Origin of the sequence: Methylocystis sp. (genome assembly GCF_050251305.1) — a bacterium.
Lineage (GTDB): Bacteria > Pseudomonadota > Alphaproteobacteria > Rhizobiales > Beijerinckiaceae > Methylocystis.
Genome location: NZ_JBFWNB010000062.1, coordinates 1 through 18,815 on the forward strand (window position 1 = coordinate 1; position 18,815 = coordinate 18,815).

Genomic DNA, 18,815 nt, shown 5'->3' on the forward strand with positions numbered 1-18,815 from the left:
GTATCAGCGCGGTTTTAAGGGCGGGTTCCGCGCGAGGCAAGCCGACCAAATAGCTACGGCCGCCGGGATCCGACGGCCGTCAGGCGAAGCTCTGGAATAATCCTGCGACCTCAGCGCCTCCCCGCGCGAAGCTACTTGGCTTTGTTCAGCGCGGTCTTCAGCGTCGCGCCGGGCTTGAAACGGGCGCTCTTCGAGGCGGGAATCTTGATCTCTTCGCCGGTCGCCGGGTTCCGGCCCTTGCCGGCCGCGCGCTTCTTGACCGAGAACGTGCCGAAGCCGACGAGGCGGACTTCGTCGCCCTTCTTGAGCGCCTTGGTGATGCCGTCGATCACGGCGTCGATGGCGGCGGCCGCCGCCGCTTTCGAGCTGTCTGTCTCGTTCGCGACGTGCTCGACAAGTTCCAGTTTGTTCATGGCTTTTTCCTTCTCCTTCACTGCGGGCCGCCCGGCGTAGTTTATGCGCGACCTCGAATCGGCGTTGCGCAGCGATGGCGAGTGTTGGTCGCGAATCGCAGGAAATGCAAGGGATACACGCCGCCAAAGGCGCAGAATCGCTGGATTTCCGCGGGAAATGGCCGCTGCGCCGCGAAAAAATCACGCATTCCGGGCGTTGCGGGACAGTCCGCCGGCGCCAAACGCAACGAGCCCCGCTCCGGGGGAGCGGGGCTCGTTAAGCCTTTCGCCGGACGAACCCGGCGTCAGTGGGCGCGCACGCCCGAGCCGTCATCGTCGCTGATGCCGGCCCCGTGCTTGGCGATGGCGGCGGAGTCTTCCTGCCATTGGATCGGCGTCGGTTGCGACACGAGCGCATGGCGCAGCACGTCATCCATGCGCGCGACCGGCACGATCTCCAGACCGTTCTTCACCGCGTCTGGAATTTCGGCCAGATCCTTGGCGTTCTCCTCGGGGATCAGCACCTTCTTCAAGCCGCCGCGCAGCGCCGCCAACAGCTTCTCCTTCAGGCCGCCGATCGGCAGCACCCGGCCGCGCAGCGTGATCTCGCCGGTCATGGCGATGTCGCGCTTGACGGGAATGCCGGTGATGATCGACACGATGGCGGTCGCCATCGCCACGCCCGCCGAAGGGCCATCCTTGGGCGTCGCGCCTTCCGGCACGTGCACATGGATGTCGCGCCGGTCGAAGAGCGGCGGCTCCACGCCGAAGTCCACTGCGCGCGAGCGCACGTAGGACGCGGCCGCGGAGATCGACTCCTTCATGACGTCGCGCAGATTGCCGGTCACCGTCATCTTGCCCTTGCCGGGCATCATGACGCCTTCGATCGTCAGCAATTCGCCGCCGACCTCGGTCCAGGCGAGACCCGTCACGACGCCGACCTGATCTTCGAGTTCGGCCTCGCCGTAGCGGAATTTCGGCACGCCGAGATAATCGGAGATGTTGTCGTTGGTGACGACGATCTTGTCCTTCTTCTTGAGAAGGATTTCCTTCACCGCCTTGCGCGCCAGATTGGAGATTTCGCGCTCCAGATTGCGCACGCCGGCTTCGCGCGTGTAGCGGCGAATCAGGGTGAGCAGCCCGTCGTCGGCGATCATCCATTCGTCGGGCGACAGACCGTGCTTATGCACCGCGCTGGGAATGAGGTGCCGGCGGGCGATCTCGGCCTTCTCATCCTCCGTGTAGCCGGCGATGCGTATGATCTCCATGCGGTCCATCAGCGGCGCCGGAATATTGAGCGTATTCGCCGTCGTCACGAACATCACATTCGAAAGGTCGTAGTCCACTTCGAGGTAATGGTCGTTGAAAGTGGCGTTCTGCTCAGGATCCAGCACTTCGAGCAAAGCGGACGACGGATCGCCGCGGAAGTCCATTCCCATCTTGTCGATCTCATCCAACAGGAAGAGAGGATTGGAAGTCTTCGCCTTGCGCATCGACTGAATGATCTTGCCGGGCATCGAGCCGATATAGGTGCGCCGGTGTCCGCGGATTTCCGCTTCGTCGCGCACGCCGCCAAGCGACATGCGCACGAATTCGCGGCCCGTCGCCTTGGCGATCGACTTGCCGAGCGAGGTCTTGCCGACGCCGGGCGGCCCGACGAGGCACAGGATCGGTCCGGTCAGCTTGTTGGCGCGGCTCTGCACCGCGAGATATTCGAGGATGCGCTCCTTGACCTTTTCGAGGCCGAAATGCTCGGCGTCGAGCACCTCCTCTGCCTGCACGATATCGCGCTTCACCTTGGAGCGCTTGCTCCAAGGGATCGACAGGATCCAGTCCAGATAGTTGCGCACCACCGTGGCTTCGGCGGACATCGGCGACATCTGCCGCAGCTTCTTGAACTCGGCGGTGGCCTTGTCGCGCGCCTCCTTCGAGAGCTTGGTGCTCTTGATGCGCTCCTCGAGCTCCGCGAGGTCGTCCTTGCCGTCCTCGTCGCCCAGCTCCTTCTGGATCGCCTTCATCTGCTCGTTGAGATAATATTCGCGCTGCGTCTTCTCCATCTGGCGTTTGACGCGCGTGCGAATGCGCTTCTCCACCTGCAGGACGGAGATCTCGCTCTCCATCAGCGAGAGACATTTCTCAAGGCGCCGCGCGACGCTGATCGTCTCAAGCACATCCTGCTTTTCGGCGATCTTGACCGAGAGGTGAGACGCGACGGTGTCGGCGAGCTTCGAATAGTCGTCGATCTGCGTCACTGCGCCGACGACCTCGGACGAGACCCGCTTGTTGAGCTTCACATAGCTTTCGAATTCGGCGATCACCGAGCGGCCGAGCGCTTCGACCTCCACCGGAGAGCCGAGATCGTCAGCGAGCACTTCGGCGTCCGCTTCGTAATAGTCGTCCATGCGCGTGTAATCGCGCACGCTGGCGCGCGCCACGCCTTCGACCAGCACCTTCACGGTGCCGTCGGGCAGCTTGAGAAGCTGCAGAACCGAGGCGAGGGTGCCGATCGGATAGATGGCGTCGGTGGCGGGATCGTCGTCGCCGGCGTTCTTCTGCGTCGCCAGCAGAATCAAGCGATCGGATTTCGTCACTTCTTCGAGGGCGCGAATGGATTTCTCGCGCGCCACGAAAAGCGGTACGATCATGTGCGGAAAGACGACAATGTCGCGCAGCGGCAGCACCGGATAGCTGTCGACGGTTCCGGGCGTGACGGCTTCTCGCTTTTCGTCCGACATTTTTCTTGTCCTGTCCTAGGCGCGCCCCGCTCAGCGGCGACGCGGACCGCAGGCGATTTAGGGTTTGAGGCCGCGATACGGTCGCCCGCCGAATTCGCGCCATTAAGGAACCGCCGGCGAATGCGCCCGACGACCCGATTACGCAAATGGTGTACGCGAACAATTGATTCAAGGCGCTGCGGCGCCCAAGCTTCAACCGCTGACCGGCCGCCGCGCGCGGCCGCGCTTTGCATCTTTGCGGGCCGTCAGGCGCTTGCGCCGCTCTTTTCGCTGCGTTCAGCGTAGATATAGAGCGGCCGGGCTTTGCCCTCGACGACTTCCGGTCCGATCACGACCTGTTCGACGCCCTCCAATCCCGGCAGATCGAACATCGTGTCTAGCAAGATTCCTTCCATGATCGAGCGCAACCCGCGGGCGCCGGTATGACGCTCGATCGCTTTGCGGGCGACCGCCGAAAGAGCGTCCTCCTGGAAGGTCAGCTCGACGTTTTCCATCTCGAAGAGGCGCTGATACTGCTTGACCAGCGCGTTTTTGGGCTCGGTGAGGATCTTCTTGAGCGCTTCCTCATCCAGGTCTTCGAGCGTGGCGATGACCGGCAGACGGCCGACGAATTCTGGGATAAGCCCGAACTTCAGCAGGTCTTCAGGCTGCACCTGCCTAAAAATGTCGCCGGTGCGACGCTCGTCAGGCGCCTGCACCGTGGCGCCGAATCCGATCGACGTGTTGCGGCCGCGGGCGGAGATGATCTTCTCGAGGCCAGCGAAAGCGCCGCCACAGATGAACAGGATGTTCGTCGTGTCGACCTGCAGGAATTCCTGCTGCGGATGCTTGCGGCCGCCTTGCGGGGGCACCGAGGCGATAGTGCCTTCCATGATCTTCAGGAGCGCTTGCTGGACGCCTTCGCCCGACACGTCGCGGGTGATCGAGGGATTGTCGGATTTGCGCGAGATCTTGTCGATTTCGTCGACATATACGATGCCGCGCTGCGCGCGTTCGACGTTGTAGTCGGACGCCTGCAGAAGTTTGAGGATGATGTTTTCGACGTCCTCGCCGACGTAGCCCGCTTCGGTCAGGGTCGTCGCGTCGGCCATGGTGAAGGGCACGTCGAGAATGCGCGCCAGAGTCTGCGCCAGCATGGTCTTGCCGACGCCGGTCGGACCGACCAGCAGAATGTTGGACTTCGCCAGTTCGACATCGCCATGCTTCGTCGCATGGTTCAGGCGCTTGTAGTGGTTGTGGACCGCGACCGAAAGGACGCGCTTGGCCTGAGCCTGGCCGATGACGTAATCGTCCAGAACTTTACAAATTTCTCGCGGGGTCGGAATGCCGTCGCGCTGCTTGACGAGCGAGGATTTGTTCTCCTCGCGGATGATGTCCATACACAGTTCGACGCATTCATCGCAGATGAACACCGTCGGTCCGGCGATGAGCTTCCGCACCTCGTGCTGGCTCTTGCCGCAAAAGGAACAGTAAAGCGTGTTTTTGGAATCGCCGCCGCCGACCTTGCTCATAATGTTCTCCTATCGGGCCGGACTGCCGGGCGAATCGGCCCGAATCCCTGTGTTACCGGCGCCAAGCTAACAAAAGGTGGAAGCAGTTGGCGTGCCCGCTTCCCGTTCACTGCTTCGGCCGTCAGCGACGAGCGCCCGAGAACCATGACTAGTTAGTGTATTTTACACGACGGCCAAATTGCAACCTCAGCCGGAAAACCTGTCGTAGCAAGAAAGGCGCCCACGCGCCCGGCTCATGTGGTGAGGATTTTGGGAACCCGGTTCGGCCGCAGGCGGTAGGCGTCCGGCATCCCGCTTCCGAGCAGCGGCCGCAGATAGAGGCGGAAGGCGTCGGTGACGTCGGTGCCGCAGGGGCTAATGTATTCGTCGGGCATCACTTTTGTTTTCGCGGCGATCTCGACGAGCGGCGTCAGATGATAGTCGACCGAGTAGAACCCCGTCCGGTGGATCGTCACCGAGCCGTCGCGGTCGCCCCAGATCGCGTATTGGACGGCCTTTTCGCCGACCTCGCGCGCCTCGCGCTGGTCGACGTCCGAGACGCAGCCGACAAAACTTCTCTGGACATAGCCGAAAGTGTCGGCGCGCACCCGCTTGATTCCGAGCCGGTCCTTCACAAGACGCGTGAGTTCGTCGGCGAGCGCGCCGCCGCCGAGATGGACGTTGCCGTGGTCGTCCCGCTCGACCGTCCTGGCGAGCTTTTCGGCGATCGGCGTATGGTTTTCATCGCTGACGCCCTCGGAAATCGCGATCACGCAGCGGCCGTATTTGGCCAAAGTCACCTTCACGTCGGCCAGGAATTTGTCGACGATGAAGGCGCGCTCGGGAATGTAGATGAGATGCGGGCCGTCGTCGGGGAACTTCTTGCCGAGGGCCGAGGCGGCGGTCAGGAAGCCGGCGTGGCGGCCCATCACGACCGCGATATAGACGCCGGGCAGCGCCCAATTGTCGAGATTGGCGCCGGCGAACGCCTGCGCCACCCAGCGCGCCGCCGAGGGGAAGCCCGGCGTGTGATCGTTGACCATCAGATCATTGTCGATGGTTTTCGGAATGTGAATCGTTCGCAGCGGATAGCCGGCGTTCTGCGCTTCCTGCGAAACGATGCGCACCGTGTCCGACGAGTCGTTGCCGCCGATATAGAAAAAGCATCCGACGCCATGCGCGCGCAGGACGCGGAAGATTTCCTGACAATATTTGAGGTCGGGCTTGTCGCGCGTCGAGCCGAGGGCTGACGACGGGGTGCAGGCGACGAGTTCGAGATTATGCGTCGTCTCCTGGGTGAGATCGACAAAATCCTCGTTCACGATCCCGCGAACGCCGTGCAGGGCGCCATAGACCCTTTCGACTTCGCGAAATTTGCGCGACTCCAACACGGCGCCGACGAGCGACTGGTTGATCACGGCGGTGGGGCCGCCGCCCTGGGCGACGAGGACTTTGGAAAAATCGATCGCGGTCACGACAAGCTCCTGCAAACGTCGCGGCGGCCGCTGTCCCGCTCCTGGCGGGACCTCGGCGTTTCATCCGCGCTGCGCTTATATTCTCAGGCGCGAGGCGGTTCAAATTGGCGTGACGGTTAATTTGAGGGCTGGCGCGCGCAGACCTTGGCGAAGAGCCTCTCGTAATAGGGCGGCACAGGCGACCATCCGTTTTTCGGCGGATAGGGTTTGGTGATCTTGCCCTTGCCCATCTGGCCTTCGCGCCAGCCGCCGCCTTCGGATCTGTATTTGCGATTGGCGCAATCGAACGACGCCGTCTCGATTTCCGACAGCCCCTTTTCGGCGAGGCCGAAGGGGGCCGCTTGCGGCGAGGCGGCGTTGTAATCGGTCAGCGCGTCGATCGTGACGATTCCGTCGGGCGACGCGCGGCGGGAGCCGGGATCCATGTAAATGGTCGAAAAATCGTCCTTGGAGACCTGGGTCCAGTCGCCGCCGGCCGATGCGGAAGAAGCCAGCGCCGACAGCAGAGCCGAAACGCTGATCTTCCACATGGCCGTCCTCATCTGCGACTTAGACAAGAGCGCCGTGGCAATGCTTGTATTTCTTGCCTGAGCCGCAAGGGCAGGGCTCGTTGCGGCCGACCTTGCCCCAGGTGGCCGGATTGGCCGGATCGCGCGCCGCCGGCGCCTCGCTGACGGCGAGCCCGCGCGCCGAGAAATCGGCCGCCGCGAGCCGCGTGTTGAGTTCGTCGAGCGAGCCGCCCTGCGGCCCGCCGCCGATCAGCGCCTCCGGATTTGGATGCGACATCTCCATCGGCGGCAACTCCGGCGGGGCGGACGGCGGGGCCTCGAAGGACACTTCGACGCGCATCAGTTGCGCCGTCACCGTTTCGTCCCAGCGCGCCATCAGACCCTTGAACAGCTCGAGCGCCTCGGACTTGTATTCGTTGAGCGGATCGCGCTGCGCCATGCCGCGCCAGCCGATCACCTGCCGAAGATGGTCGAGCGCAACGAGATGTTCGCGCCATAGCGTATCGAGAGACTGCAGAACGACCTGCTTCTCGATCATGCGCATCAGCGGCTCGGTGTTCTTTTCGACGCGTTCGGCGTAGGCGGCGTCTGCTTCCTCCAGCAGGCGCTCCTTGATCTCCTCGTCGGCGATGCCTTCTTCCTTCGCCCAATCGGCGACCGGCAGGTCGAGATTGAGTTTCGCCTTCACCTCTTCCGCAAGGCCGTCGACGTCCCAGGCTTCCGCGTAGGCGTCGTGCGGAATGTGCAGCGACACCATCGAGTCGACGACATCGGCGCGCATATCGGCGACCTGCTCCTCGACGCTTTCCTCATTCATGATCTCGCGCCGGCGCTCGAACATCACCTTGCGCTGGTCGTTCATGACGTTGTCGAACTTGAGGATGTTCTTGCGGATATCGAAGTTGCGCGCCTCGACCTTGTGCTGCGCCTTCTCGATCGCCTTGTTGATCCAGGGGTGGACGATGGCTTCGCCTTCCTGCAGGCCGAGCTTCACCAGCATCGAATCCATGCGCTCCGAACCGAAGATGCGCATGAGGTCGTCCTGCAGCGACAGGAAGAATTTCGAGCGGCCGGGGTCGCCCTGACGTCCCGAGCGGCCGCGCAGCTGATTGTCGATGCGCCGGCTTTCATGGCGCTCGGTGCCGATGATGTAGAGGCCGCCGGAAGCGATGGCCTTCTCCTTGAAGCCCGCGATCTCTGCGCGGATTTCGGCTTCCTTTTTGGCGGAGGCGTCGCCTTCGAGACTGGCGCATTCCTGCGCCACGCGCATATCGACGTTGCCGCCCAGCTGAATGTCGGTGCCGCGGCCGGCCATATTGGTGGCGATGGTGATCGCGCCGGGCACGCCCGCTTCCGCAACGATATAGGCTTCCTGCTCGTGGAAGCGCGCGTTGAGCACCGCGAAGAGCTTCGACGGCTTGCCGGAGCGCGCCGCGTCGTAGAGTTTGGAGAGGCCTTTCGGATCGGCGAAGTCGATCATCTTGTAGCCCTGCGACAGCAGGAACTCGGCCAGCTGCTCGGACTTTTCGATCGAGGTGGTGCCGACGAGCAGCGGCTGCAGCCGCCCGTTCGCCTCCTTGATCTCGGCGGCGATGGCGCCGAGCTTTTCCTTGGAGGTGCGATAGACCTCGTCGTCTTCGTCGAGACGACAGACCGGGCGGTTCGTCGGAATTTCGACGACGTCCAGCTTGTAGATTTCGGCGAATTCATTCGCCTCCGTCGCCGCGGTGCCGGTCATGCCGGCGAGCTTGTCGTAGAGGCGAAAATAGTTCTGGAAGGTGATCGAGGCGAGGGTGACGTTCTCGGGTTGGACCTGCACGCGCTCCTTCGCCTCCAGCGCCTGATGCAGGCCTTCCGAATAGCGGCGGCCCGGCATCATGCGGCCGGTGAATTCGTCGATGATGACGACCTCGCCCTTGCGGACGATGTAGTCCTTGTCCTTCTGAAAGAGCTTATGCGCGCGCAGCGCCTGATTGACGTGATGCACGAGCGTGACGTTGTGCGCCTCGTAGAGCGCGCCTTCGGTCAGAGCGCCGGCCTCGGTCAGCAGCTCCTCCATATGCTCATTGCCGGCGTCGGTGAGATGAACCGTGCGCTGCTTCTCGTCGAGTTCGAAGTCGTCGGCGTTGAGCTTGGGGATCAGCTTGTCGATCGTATTGTAGAGATCGGATTTGTCGTCGATGGCGCCCGAAATGATGAGCGGCGTGCGCGCCTCGTCGATCAGGATCGAGTCGACTTCGTCGACGATCGCGAAATTATGGCCGCGCTGCACCATCTGCGAGAATTCAAATTTCATATTGTCGCGCAGATAGTCGAAGCCGAATTCGTTATTCGTGCCGTAGGTGATGTCGCAGCCGTAGGCGTTCGCGCGCTCGTCGTCCGTCAGCTCATGCACAACCACGCCGACGGTCATGCCGAGAAAATTGTAGATCTGCCCCATCCATTCGGAGTCGCGCTTCGCCAGATAGTCGTTCACCGTCACGACATGGACGCCTTTGCCGGCGAGCGCGTTGAGATAGACGGCGAGGGTGGCGACGAGGGTTTTGCCTTCGCCCGTGCGCATCTCCGCGATCGCGCCTTCATGCAGCACCATGCCGCCGATCAGCTGCACGTCGAAATGGCGCTGGCCGAGGGTGCGCTTGGCCGCCTCGCGGACGGTGGCGAAGGCGGGAATGAGCAGATCGTCGAGCGTCTTGCCGGCGGCGATCTCTTCGCGGAACTGGCGCGTGCGGTCTCTCAGTTCTTCGTCGGTCAGCGCCTCGACGTCCGGCTCGAGGTCGTTGATCGCTTTGACCTTTGGCGCATAGGTCTTGAGACGGCGATCGTTCGCCGTGCCGAAAATCTTTTTGGCGAGTGCGCCGATCATTCTTGCGAACCTTTCTCCCGCAGCGTCTGCCGCCTTGTCGGCGCGCCGGGGACGGCGGCCGGCGGAGCGTCGCATGATGCATGAATAACATCCGCCTGCGACATCGCGCCAACGGCGGGGCGCCGAGATCGACGCGGCATTTCCGCCGGAGAGATAAGAGCCGCCGGAAACCTTGTCAATGAAGGGCGTTTTTCGCGCTAGGGCGCGTCATTGATCGGTCGCAGGGGCAGGGGCATCGCGCCAGTCTCGACAAGTCGCTGGAACAAACGCAGGCCCGCCGGCTCGTTGCCGTTGGGGTGCACGAGAACGATCGATCCCGGGCGCGGGCGCAGTCCGAGCGCCAGCCACCCGTCCGCGCCCAGCGGCGCCAGATGGCGGCTGCGAACCCGTTCGAGCAGCTCGGCGTCGGCGACCAGTCCGGGAAAGCGGAAAAACACCGAAGGCGTTTCGCCCTGCGCGATGATCAGCTTTTCGGTCTCGAAAATCTCCCGATCGAGATCGACGCCCCGCCGCATGAGGTAGTTCCGGCTGTCGGGAAGACGGGCGACATAGGGATGGGTGTAGGAATGGTTGGCCCAGACGATGGCAAGCGCCCCGGTCCGCTCCTTTTCACGCAGCCAGGCGAAATCGGCGCGGTGCCGCTGCAGCCAGGCGCCGGACACCGCCAGCGTCACCGGCGTGCGCGGACCTTGCGCGGCCAGCTTCTCAAAAAAGCTGCGGTCGAGCCGCTTGCGGCTCGGGCAGAGGTCGCCGGTCACGAAGGCGCCGGCGCCGGCGCCGTGAATGAGGCCGGCGTTGACCAGCGCCGCCGGCCGCGCAGGGTCCGGCGGCGGACGGAGCGTCTTGAGGTAGCGCGTTTCCGCCTGCGCCGCGTCGCTGGTCTCGGCGCAGCGCCAGCATGCGGCGCGTTCGAGCGACGTCTGCAGCGACTGCGGGTCGACGGTCAGGATCAGCGGCGTCCCATCGACGTTCATCCGTCGGATCGCCAGCCGCGACACCCCGTCTTTGACGCAAAGTTCGAAAACCGGCGCATAATCGCGCACCCGCGCCGGCGCCGCCGCCGGCTTTGGCCGAATCTCGGCGGGCCCGCAGAGGCCGTCTTCGCCGCGGGCCGTTGCGGCGCAGGCGACGCACGCCCACAATAGCAGGACAAAAAACCGTTTCACGGCGCGATCATGATCAAAAGCCAGGGGATTGAGAAGATCGCCCTTTCAATCGAAGAGATGGAGTCGGCCGAACTCGCGGCAAGGCTGGGCGACGAGGTCGCGGACCATTTCGGGCCGCGCGACGAAAGGCCCGTCTGCATCGTGGCGCGCGATCCGCAGGGGAGCCTCGTCGCCGGGCTGAACGGCGTGTCGCACTGGCGCTGGCTCTATGTGCGCCATCTGTGGGTGGACAAACCCCGACGCAGCCGCGGCCTCGGGCGTCTGCTCATGGCGGAAGCCGAGCGGCTGGCCAGGGCGCGCGGCTGCGTCGGGGTCTATGTCGACACATTCGATTCCCGGGCGGCGGCTTTCTACGAGGGTCTCGGATTTGCCCGTGCGGGGGAGATCGACGGCTTCCCGCCCGGACATGCGCGGCTGTTCTTTCGGAAGCCGCTGCAATGACCGACATGACGAAGGACATGATGAAGGACATGGCGCTGCGGCGGCCAAACACGCCGCTGATCATGGAAGAGCGGCCGGTCCCGTCGCCGGCGGCCGGCGAAGTGCGGCTCAGGGTCGAGGCCTGCGGCGTCTGCCGCACCGACCTCCATGTCGTCGACGGCGAACTCACACAGCCGAAGCTGCCGATCATTCCGGGCCAGAAATCGTCGGACGCGTCGAGGCGATCGGCGCCGGCGCGACCGGCGTCTCGCTTGGCCAGCGGGTCGGCGTTCCATGGCTTGGCCACACGTGCGGGCATTGCGCCTATTGCGTGAGCGCGCGCGAAAACCTCTGCGACGACCCGCTCTTCACCGGCTACACGCGCGACGGCGGCTATGCGACCCACGCCGTCGCGGACGCATCCTATTGCTTCCCGCTGCCCGAGACCGGCGATCCGGCGACCCTCGCGCCGCTGCTGTGCGCGGGCTTGATCGGCTGGCGCACCTTGAAGATGGCGGGTCCGGCGGAGGTGATCGGCATTTATGGCTTCGGCGCCGCCGCGCATATCATCGCTCAGGTGGCGATCGCGCAAGGCAGGCGCGTTCACGCCTTCGTGCGGCCGGGAGATCAAGCCGCCGCCGATTTTGCGCGCTCGCTCGGCGCGGCCTCGGCGCAGGAGTCCGACGCGCCCGCGCCGGAGCCGCTCGACGCCGCCCTGATCTTCGCGCCGGTCGGCGCGCTTGTGCCGCGCGCGCTCGCCGCGACGAAGAAGGGCGGCGCTGTCGTCTGCGGCGGCATTCACATGAGCGACATTCCGAGTTTTCCCTACGCGCTGCTCTGGGAGGAGCGACGGCTGCTCTCGGTGGCCAATCTCACGCGCGAAGACGCCCGCGAGTTTCTCGCGCTCGCGCCGACGCTGCCGCTGAGGATGCATACGACGCGCTATCCTCTGGCGCAGGCGAACGAAGCGCTCGCCGATCTGCGCGACGGACGGCTGCAAGGCGCGGCGGTGCTCATTCCGTAGCGCGCGCTCTAGCGCGCGTCGGGGGTGAGGCCGCAGGTCGCCGCCGGCAATGCGGAATCGATCGCCATCTTGATTTCGGCGGCGACCGTCTCCGTGTCTTTCGACGCGTCGATCTTCAGCCACTCCATCTCGCCGGTCGGCTTTTCCATCTGCGCCGCGAGCACGTCGCGCGTCGCGTCGGACACGTCGTCGACGCGCGCATCGACGCGCGCCGCGCGCCGGTCGAGATCGAGATCGAGCCAGACCCCCAGGAATGGCGTCCGCAGGCGTTCGGCCGCCGTTCTGATCGCCGCGCGATCCTGAGGACGGTCGAAGACGGCGTCGACGATGACGGGCCAGCCGAGCGCGGCGGTTCGCGCCGCAACGTCGAACATTTCGCCGTAGACCTTTTCGGAAACGGCGCTTGCATAAGCCTCCTGCGGAAGACGCGCGGTCGGCGCGACGCCGAAGAGCCGCTTGCGGATTCGGTCGCTGTTAACGATGCGCGCGCCGGGCGGGCCGCCGAGCAGCGGCGCCAGCGCTCGGGCGACGCTCGATTTCCCCGAGCCGCTGAGTCCGCCAATCGCGATGACGGCGGATGTGGCGGGCGCGAGCAGCGCCGACGAAAGATCGAAATAGAGGCGCGCGCGATCGGCGTTTTCTTGCGACGCTTCGACATGCGCGCGTATCGCGGCGCGCAACGACAGGAAGAAGGGGAGAAGCGGAAGCCCGTCGGTTTCGTCGCGCGCATCGAGATAGCGGTTGAACGCCAGATTTGCCAAGGCAAATGCGCCGATGCGCCAAAGATCCATCAGCAGGAAGCTGACGTCGTAGAGCACGTCGATGGTGGCGAGATCCTCGTCGAATTCGAGACAGTCGAAGAGCGTCGGCGCGCCCTGGAACAGACAGATGTTGCGCAGCGTCAGATCGCCGTGGCATCGGCGCACTTTGCCCTGCGTCTTGCGCGCGTCGAGCAGCGCGCCGTGCGCGTCGAGCGCCCGGCCAAGCCGCGCGACCAGCGCGTCGATCTGCTGCGGACTGGCGGCGGCCGCGTTGCGCAGGCTTGAAGCGGTCTCGTCCAGCGTCCGCCGCATCGCCGCCGCGCCGCCCCGTCGATCATCCGGCGCGGCCTCGTCATGTGTGCTGGCGATGCGACTCGCGAGCGCCTCGACCAGCGCCGGCGTCAGGCGGCCAACCTTCGCCATACGCTCGAACAGATCGTCGTCGGCGAAGCGCCGCATGACGACCACCGCGTCGACGGTCTCGCCGGCGCCGTCGAGCGCCAATCGGCCGTCCGCTTCTCGCGTGACGCGATGCGCCCCGAGATAGAGTTCGGGCGCAAAACGTTCGTTGAGCGCCGCTTCGCGCGCGCACATCTCCATTCGCCGGCCCGGCGTCGAGAAGTCGAGATAGGGAAAGCGCACCGCCTTCTTCAGCTTGTAGGCGCGCGTTTGGCAGAGCGCGACGACCGAAATATGGGTCGTGACGATTCGCGCCGCGCCGCCGTCGAGCGTGGCCAGAAAGCGCACGATTTCGTCCTGCGCGCCAAAATCCATGCAGCGCCTCGCTTCGGCCTCAGATCATGACTCGCGGCCATGCGCGGGTCGGATGATGCGGATCGCCTGCTGCGCAACGATGACGCAACGGACCGGCTGATGGAAGAGCCGCCGGTTCAGAGCTGAAACCGCAATCCGACGAGCAGCGTGTTCGCAATGTAGTCGGCGTTGGGAAAGCTTGTATCGAGAACCTCGTGAAAGAAGCTGCCGCGCAACGAAATGGCGCGCGTGATCTTGTAGTCGATCTTCACGCCGGCGGCGTAGCCTCTTTCGAAGACGTCGGCGCCTTGATAGTCGTTGATGAAGTGGGAGCCGAGCAGGCTCACATTCAGATTGCGCAGGAGATCGTGCGACAGCTGCAGGCTGTATGATTGTGTCAGCACGCCGCTGGCGCCCGACAAGGTCGTTTCATTGAGCGTGGTGTTGGCGCGCAGCGTCACGGTCGTCAGCGCCGAAGGCGCATAGATCAGCGCGGCGTCGATGATCGGACCGCGCAGCGTCGTCAGTCGCGGATCGACGTAATTGCGTTCGCCCCAGCCGGCGCCCGCTTCGCCTCTCAGCAATTCGCTGAATTTGACCACGGCGCCGCCGCGGACGGCGAATCCGACGCTGTCCCGGTAATAGCCGTTGAAGTCGACAGGACTGTCGTGCAGGCGGCGTTCAAAATCGCCTTCGACGAAGGGCTGAAGATCGGGCGTCATCTCGTAGGCGATCCTGCCGCCCCCGCCAAAGCCGTTGTAGCTCGTCGCCGCGAGATTGAGAATCGTGCCGTTGTTGTTGATGCCGTTCTCGTAATTGACGCGTTCGTACGCGGCTCTCAGCGACACAAGGAGTCTGCCGAAGCGATGAGTGACGCCGGGCTGAGCGGTTGCGCCGATGACGATCGGCCGGTTGACGACGTAAACGTCCGTCTCGCCGGTGGAGAGTCCCGGCGCGCCGGGACGAATGGTGTCCATCGAAAACGTCATCTTGTAGTCGATCTGCGTGTCGCGCGTGACGTCGTAACGCGCGACGAGCAGGCCGCCGCCGTCGGGCCTGTTGGCGGCCGAATATTCCGGATAGGCCGCGTAGCCCATGCGCAGCTCGGCGACGAGGCTGTGGCGCGACCAATCCGAGCGCAGCGCGAAGCCGCCGTCGCTGCGGACGACTGACGAGCCGCGCTTGCCGACCGTGCCAGGCGCCAGCCGGTTCGGATTGTCGTCATAGCCGCCCGAGAACTCGACGAAGGGCGAGAATCGCATCGACCCGACGCCGATTCCGAGCGGCTCGAAGGGCTTTTGCTCCAGTCGTGGCTTTGGCTTCGGCGGCAGGGTCGGCAGGGCGGCGACCGTGACCGGCGGCGGAATCGGCGGCGGCGGCTCCGCCGTCGTCGTGCCGCGCAGCTTCAGAAGCGCCTTGGCTTGAGGCGATTTGCGATAGGGTTCGAGCGGCGGAAGCGGGTTTTTCGGGCTGAACGGGCGCGGCGCATATACGCGCCGCTGCGGATAAGGCTTCGGCAGCTTGTCCTTTTTCCTGGGCGCGCTGTAATTGGCGTAGCCGGAAACCGGCTGCTCCTTGTCGGCCGTCGCGCCGTGCGTCAGCTGTTCCGCGCCGGCCGGAATCTCGACGTCCAATTGAGGCAGGGGCGGCGCGGGCCGGTCGAGCGGCGCGAGGGCCGGGGCGGGCAGCCGGGCGTCCCGCTCCCGCGACTTCGGCGCCCCCGAGCCCGGCGAAGCCGCCAGCGTCGCAAACGCGACGCAGAGCGCCGCAAATGCGGCTCGGCTCGGTAGGCTGTCCGGCGGCACGTCTTCCCTCGCGCGTGCGCGATCCCCGCGCGTTAGCGCTGAGGCGCCCAGCCAGCGTTAAGGAAATATGGTTAACGAGACCTTACGGCCTATTCCATGCCGAGCGCGGAGAGATAAAGATCGAGGATCTCCTCCTCCTCCTGCCGCTTGTGCTTGTCCTGCCGGCGGAGCGACACGATCTTGCGCATCACCTTCGGGTCGAACCCGGTCCCCTTCGCTTCGGCGTAGACGTCCTTGATGTCGTCGCCGATCGCGCGCTTTTCCTCCTCGAGCTTCTCGATCCGCTCGATGAAAGCGCGCAAATGTCCGCCGTCGACGGCGTTGCTGTCCATGTGCATGTCCCGAGGCTGCTCCGGGCGGGCGGGGCGCGCGCCGGCTGGCGGAGCCTTGCGACAATCCGGCGGCGCTCGTCAAGGCGGCGCCATGACTAATCCCCGCATTCCGCAGCCGCGCGCAGACTTGAAACCGCCGCGGAAGCCGCCGATCTTTGGCGGGTCAACTGAAAGGCCGCCCGCTGAGATGACCGAACGCGATCCCTTTTCCAGCCGCGAACAGCCCTTCGGCCCGATCGGACCGCGCGCCGCGCCTTATATTCCGCCGCAGGCGCTCGAGGGCGTGCGCACGCGCCGCGTCATGGCCGTCGCGCTGGACCTGATCCTCGTCGCCGGCATGTCGGCGGCGCTGTTCGTCGCGCTCTTCATTCTGAGCGCGGGGCTGTCCGCCTTCATCCTGCCGCCTCTGTTTCCGATCGTCGCCTTTTTTTACAACGGGCTGACGGTCTCGGGATGGCGAATGGCGACGCCCGGCATGGCGTTCATGGACCTGGAGATGCGCACGATGGACGGAAACCCGACGCCGTTTCTGCAGGCGGCGGTCCATGCGGTGCTGTTCTACATCACCTGGCTGTTCCCGCCGCTGCTGCTCGTATCGCTGTTTACGAGCGACAAGCGCTGCCTGCACGACATGCTTGCGGACGTGATCGTTCTGCGCCGCTCGTCTTAAAATCTGCACCTTCGACGCCGCAAATCTGATCTTGGCGCGCGCGGTGCGGGCGCTCTAGATTAAAATTAAGTCCTAGGATCTTCGAGCGTGACCAAAGAGCCGCGCGACGCGCCGCAATTCTATCTGACCTCTCCGGCGCCGTGCCCCTATCTGCCGGGCCGCGAGGAGCGGAAGGTCTTTACGCATCTCATCGGCCTGCGCGCCCCTGCGCTCAATGACACGCTGACGCAATCGGGTTTCCGCCGGTCCCAGACCATCGCCTATCGTCCCGCCTGCGAGCAGTGCCGCGCCTGCGTTTCCGTAAGGGTGAAGATCGCCGAATTCACGCCGTCGCGCGGCATGCGGCGGGTCTGTCGGCGCAACGCCGACCTCATCGTCGAAACGCGGCCGGCGCGGGCGACGCATGAGCAATACGCCCTGTTTCGCCGCTATGTCGGCGCGCGACATTCCGACGGCGGCATGGCCGACATGAGCATGGTCGACTATCAGATGATGGTCGAAGACAGCCACGTCGACACGCGGCTCATCGAATATCGTATCGCAAAAGCGAATGGCGAAAGGGGCGCGCTCGTCGCCTGTTGCCTGACCGACCGGCTCTCGGACGGCCTGTCGATGGTCTACTCGTTTTACGAACCCGAGCTAGAGCATCGGTCGCTTGGAGCCTATATGATATTGGATCATGCGGAGCGCGCCCGCGGATTCGGCCTGCTGCATGTCTATCTCGGCTATTGGGTCGAAGGGTCGCGCAAGATGGAATACAAATCCCGTTTCCTGCCCCAGGAGCGACTGGGGATGAGCGGATGGGTGCGCGTCGGCTGAACCCAGGATTTCGCTGCGCATCGCGTCCCGCGCCGCGGCAGGCCACAAAATCGCCGGACTATTCGCGCCTTGTTAACGCTGAAGATGCACAACTCGATCAAAGTTGCGGCGCGGTCCACTCGGCGGCGCCGTCTTTCGGCTTGACCGCCGGGGCCGTCCCCGGCGATGCGATTGGAGCGATCTGTGCGAAAATCCACAGTTATTCAGCTTGCACGCGGCGTCGCGCTTTGCTTTGGCGCGGTCGCTCTCACGCCCGCCTCCGGAGCCTGGGACCTGGGCGGACAGGCCGAGTGGGCCCAGCGCTATGACGCCGACGCCCGTCTGGCTGTGTCTCGGTCGACGACGCCGATCCTGTCGACTCAGACGGTGGCCGCCACTGAAGCGGCGATCGAGCGTGTTCGCGAGATGGTCGCCAACGGCGGCTGGCCGCAGGTGCCTTTCGGCCAGCAGTTGCGGCTCGGCTCGAATGGCCCCGCCGTATCGGCGTTGCGTCGCCGCCTGATCGCGTCCAACGACATCGGGGCCGAAACGGGCGCAAGCCCGGTGTTCGATTCCTATGTCGAAACGGCGGTGCGCCGGTTTCAGTCGCGTCACGGCATCATTCCGACCGGCGTCGTCAACCAGCAGACGATTCAGGCGATGAATGTTCCGGCCGAGATCCGGCTGAAGCAGCTCGAGACGAACCTCGTGCGCCTGCGCAGCTTTTCGCGCGACCTGGGCAACCGCTACGTGACCGCCAATATTCCGGCCGCGTCGGTGGAGACGGTCGAGGGCGGCGAGGTCGTCACCCACCACATCGCCGGCGTCGGCAAAATCGACCGCCAGTCCCCGGTGATGCAGACCAAGGCCATCCAGGTCAATTTCAATCCGTTCTGGACGGTGCCGGCGTCGGTGATCCGCAAGGACCTGATCCCGAAGATGCAGGCGGATCCCAACTATCTGCACGACAACCATATTCGCGTCTACAACAAGGAAAATCAGGAGCTGCAGCCCGAGCAGATCAACTGGCGTTCGCTTGACGCCATGAATTTCCGCTTCCGCCAGGACATCGGCGGCGACTTCAATTCGCTCGGCGTCGTGCGCATCGACATCGCCAACCCCTATGGGGTCTACATGCACGACACGCCCGCCAAGGGCGTTTTCGGCGACGATTTCCGCTTCGTCTCGTCAGGCTGCATCCGCCTGCAGAACGTTCGAGACTACGTCGCCTGGCTGCTGAAGGAGACGCCCGGCTGGGACCGCGACCATATCGATGAGGTCATCGCCTCCGGCGAGCGCGTCGACGTCAAGATCACGCCGGCCGTGCCGGTCTATTGGGTGTATGTGACCGCCTGGGCGACGCCGGACGGCGTCACCCAGTTCCGCGACGACATCTACCAGCGCGACGGTCTCGGCGTGCGCTCGACCGCCGGCGCCGACTCTGCCGCGCCAACGGTCGTCCAGGCGGCGCGCCCGATGCGGGGCGGCGAGGGGCTGTTTTCAGGAGACGACGACAGCTACTTCGAGGAGCGCCCCCGCTAACCGCGGCGGCGCTCTTGCGCGGCGGCGTCGCTTCGCGACGCGCGCCAGGTTCCGCCGCACAGGTCGGTCGAAGACGA

The 18,815-nt window shown here is 64.7% G+C and carries 14 protein-coding genes and 1 pseudogene; 5 read left to right on the forward strand and 10 right to left on the reverse strand.

The annotated features are described in order from the left end of the window. Window positions 1-131: 131 nt before the first annotated feature. The 7 genes from AB7F41_RS15395 to AB7F41_RS15425 all read right to left on the reverse strand — a co-directional run bounded on the left by AB7F41_RS15395 (window position 132) and on the right by AB7F41_RS15425 (window position 10,633). Window positions 132-413, reverse strand: coding sequence for an HU family DNA-binding protein (locus AB7F41_RS15395; protein ID WP_428381131.1), 282 nt, complete (start codon window positions 411-413; stop codon window positions 132-134). Between the two features lie 284 nt (window positions 414-697). Further along, window positions 698-3,127, reverse strand: a complete 2,430-nt coding sequence (lon, locus tag AB7F41_RS15400) for an endopeptidase La (protein WP_428381133.1) — start codon at window positions 3,125-3,127, stop codon at window positions 698-700. Window positions 3,128-3,372: 245 nt separating this feature from the next. Next, window positions 3,373-4,638 (reverse strand): ATP-dependent Clp protease ATP-binding subunit ClpX, encoded by a 1,266-nt coding sequence (gene clpX / locus AB7F41_RS15405; RefSeq protein ID WP_428381135.1) that lies wholly within the window; start codon window positions 4,636-4,638, stop codon window positions 3,373-3,375. Window positions 4,639-4,871: 233 nt separating this feature from the next. Continuing rightward, window positions 4,872-6,092, reverse strand: a complete 1,221-nt coding sequence (locus tag AB7F41_RS15410; protein ID WP_428381137.1) for a 6-phosphofructokinase — start codon at window positions 6,090-6,092, stop codon at window positions 4,872-4,874. 116 nt (window positions 6,093-6,208) lie between these two features. Then, window positions 6,209-6,622 carry a surface-adhesin E family protein gene (locus tag AB7F41_RS15415; RefSeq protein ID WP_428381139.1) on the reverse strand — a complete coding sequence of 138 codons (414 nt, stop codon included), beginning with the start codon at window positions 6,620-6,622 and terminating at the stop codon, window positions 6,209-6,211. 19 nt (window positions 6,623-6,641) lie between these two features. Further along, a complete protein-coding gene (gene secA / locus AB7F41_RS15420) occupies window positions 6,642-9,467 on the reverse strand; it encodes a preprotein translocase subunit SecA (RefSeq protein ID WP_428381141.1) in 2,826 nt (941 codons plus the stop codon). 197 nt (window positions 9,468-9,664) lie between these two features. Further along, window positions 9,665-10,633 carry a polysaccharide deacetylase family protein gene (locus AB7F41_RS15425; RefSeq protein ID WP_428381144.1) on the reverse strand — a complete coding sequence of 323 codons (969 nt, stop codon included), beginning with the start codon at window positions 10,631-10,633 and terminating at the stop codon, window positions 9,665-9,667. 9 nt (window positions 10,634-10,642) lie between these two features. On the opposite strand from AB7F41_RS15425, the gene AB7F41_RS15430 reads away from it, so the two are divergent. Together AB7F41_RS15430 and AB7F41_RS15435 are read left to right on the forward strand one after the other, a co-directional pair. Then, complete coding sequence (locus AB7F41_RS15430) at window positions 10,643-11,074, forward strand: GNAT family N-acetyltransferase (RefSeq protein WP_428381146.1); 432 nt, start codon at window positions 10,643-10,645, stop codon at window positions 11,072-11,074. 20 nt (window positions 11,075-11,094) lie between these two features. Then, window positions 11,095-12,077, forward strand: a pseudogene (locus AB7F41_RS15435) (zinc-dependent alcohol dehydrogenase family protein). Window positions 12,078-12,085: 8 nt separating this feature from the next. Here AB7F41_RS15435 and AB7F41_RS15440 read toward each other — a convergent pair. The 3 genes from AB7F41_RS15440 to AB7F41_RS15450 all read right to left on the reverse strand — a co-directional run bounded on the left by AB7F41_RS15440 (window position 12,086) and on the right by AB7F41_RS15450 (window position 15,734). Beyond that, entirely contained in the window at window positions 12,086-13,612 is a 1,527-nt protein-coding gene (locus tag AB7F41_RS15440; protein ID WP_428381148.1) for an AAA family ATPase, read from the reverse strand. A 116-nt stretch (window positions 13,613-13,728) separates the two neighbouring features. Further along, complete coding sequence (locus AB7F41_RS15445) at window positions 13,729-15,396, reverse strand: outer membrane beta-barrel protein (RefSeq protein ID WP_428381150.1); 1,668 nt, start codon at window positions 15,394-15,396, stop codon at window positions 13,729-13,731. 89 nt (window positions 15,397-15,485) lie between these two features. Continuing rightward, window positions 15,486-15,734 (reverse strand): DUF2312 domain-containing protein, encoded by a 249-nt coding sequence (locus tag AB7F41_RS15450; RefSeq protein ID WP_428381152.1) that lies wholly within the window; start codon window positions 15,732-15,734, stop codon window positions 15,486-15,488. Window positions 15,735-15,915: 181 nt separating this feature from the next. Here AB7F41_RS15450 and AB7F41_RS15455 point away from each other — a divergent pair, with 181 nt between their 5' ends. From AB7F41_RS15455 to AB7F41_RS15465, 3 genes are all read left to right on the forward strand, one after another. Continuing rightward, the gene (locus AB7F41_RS15455; RefSeq protein ID WP_428381154.1) at window positions 15,916-16,398 is read left to right on the forward strand and encodes an RDD family protein; all 483 of its coding nucleotides are present in this window, start codon (window positions 15,916-15,918) and stop codon (window positions 16,396-16,398) included. Between the two features lie 87 nt (window positions 16,399-16,485). Then, complete coding sequence (locus AB7F41_RS15460) at window positions 16,486-17,217, forward strand: arginyltransferase (protein ID WP_428381155.1); 732 nt, start codon at window positions 16,486-16,488, stop codon at window positions 17,215-17,217. 165 nt (window positions 17,218-17,382) lie between these two features. Then, on the forward strand, window positions 17,383-18,738 hold the full coding sequence (locus AB7F41_RS15465; RefSeq protein WP_428381157.1) for a L,D-transpeptidase family protein: 1,356 nt from the start codon (window positions 17,383-17,385) through the stop codon (window positions 18,736-18,738). Window positions 18,739-18,815: the final 77 nt, after the last annotated feature.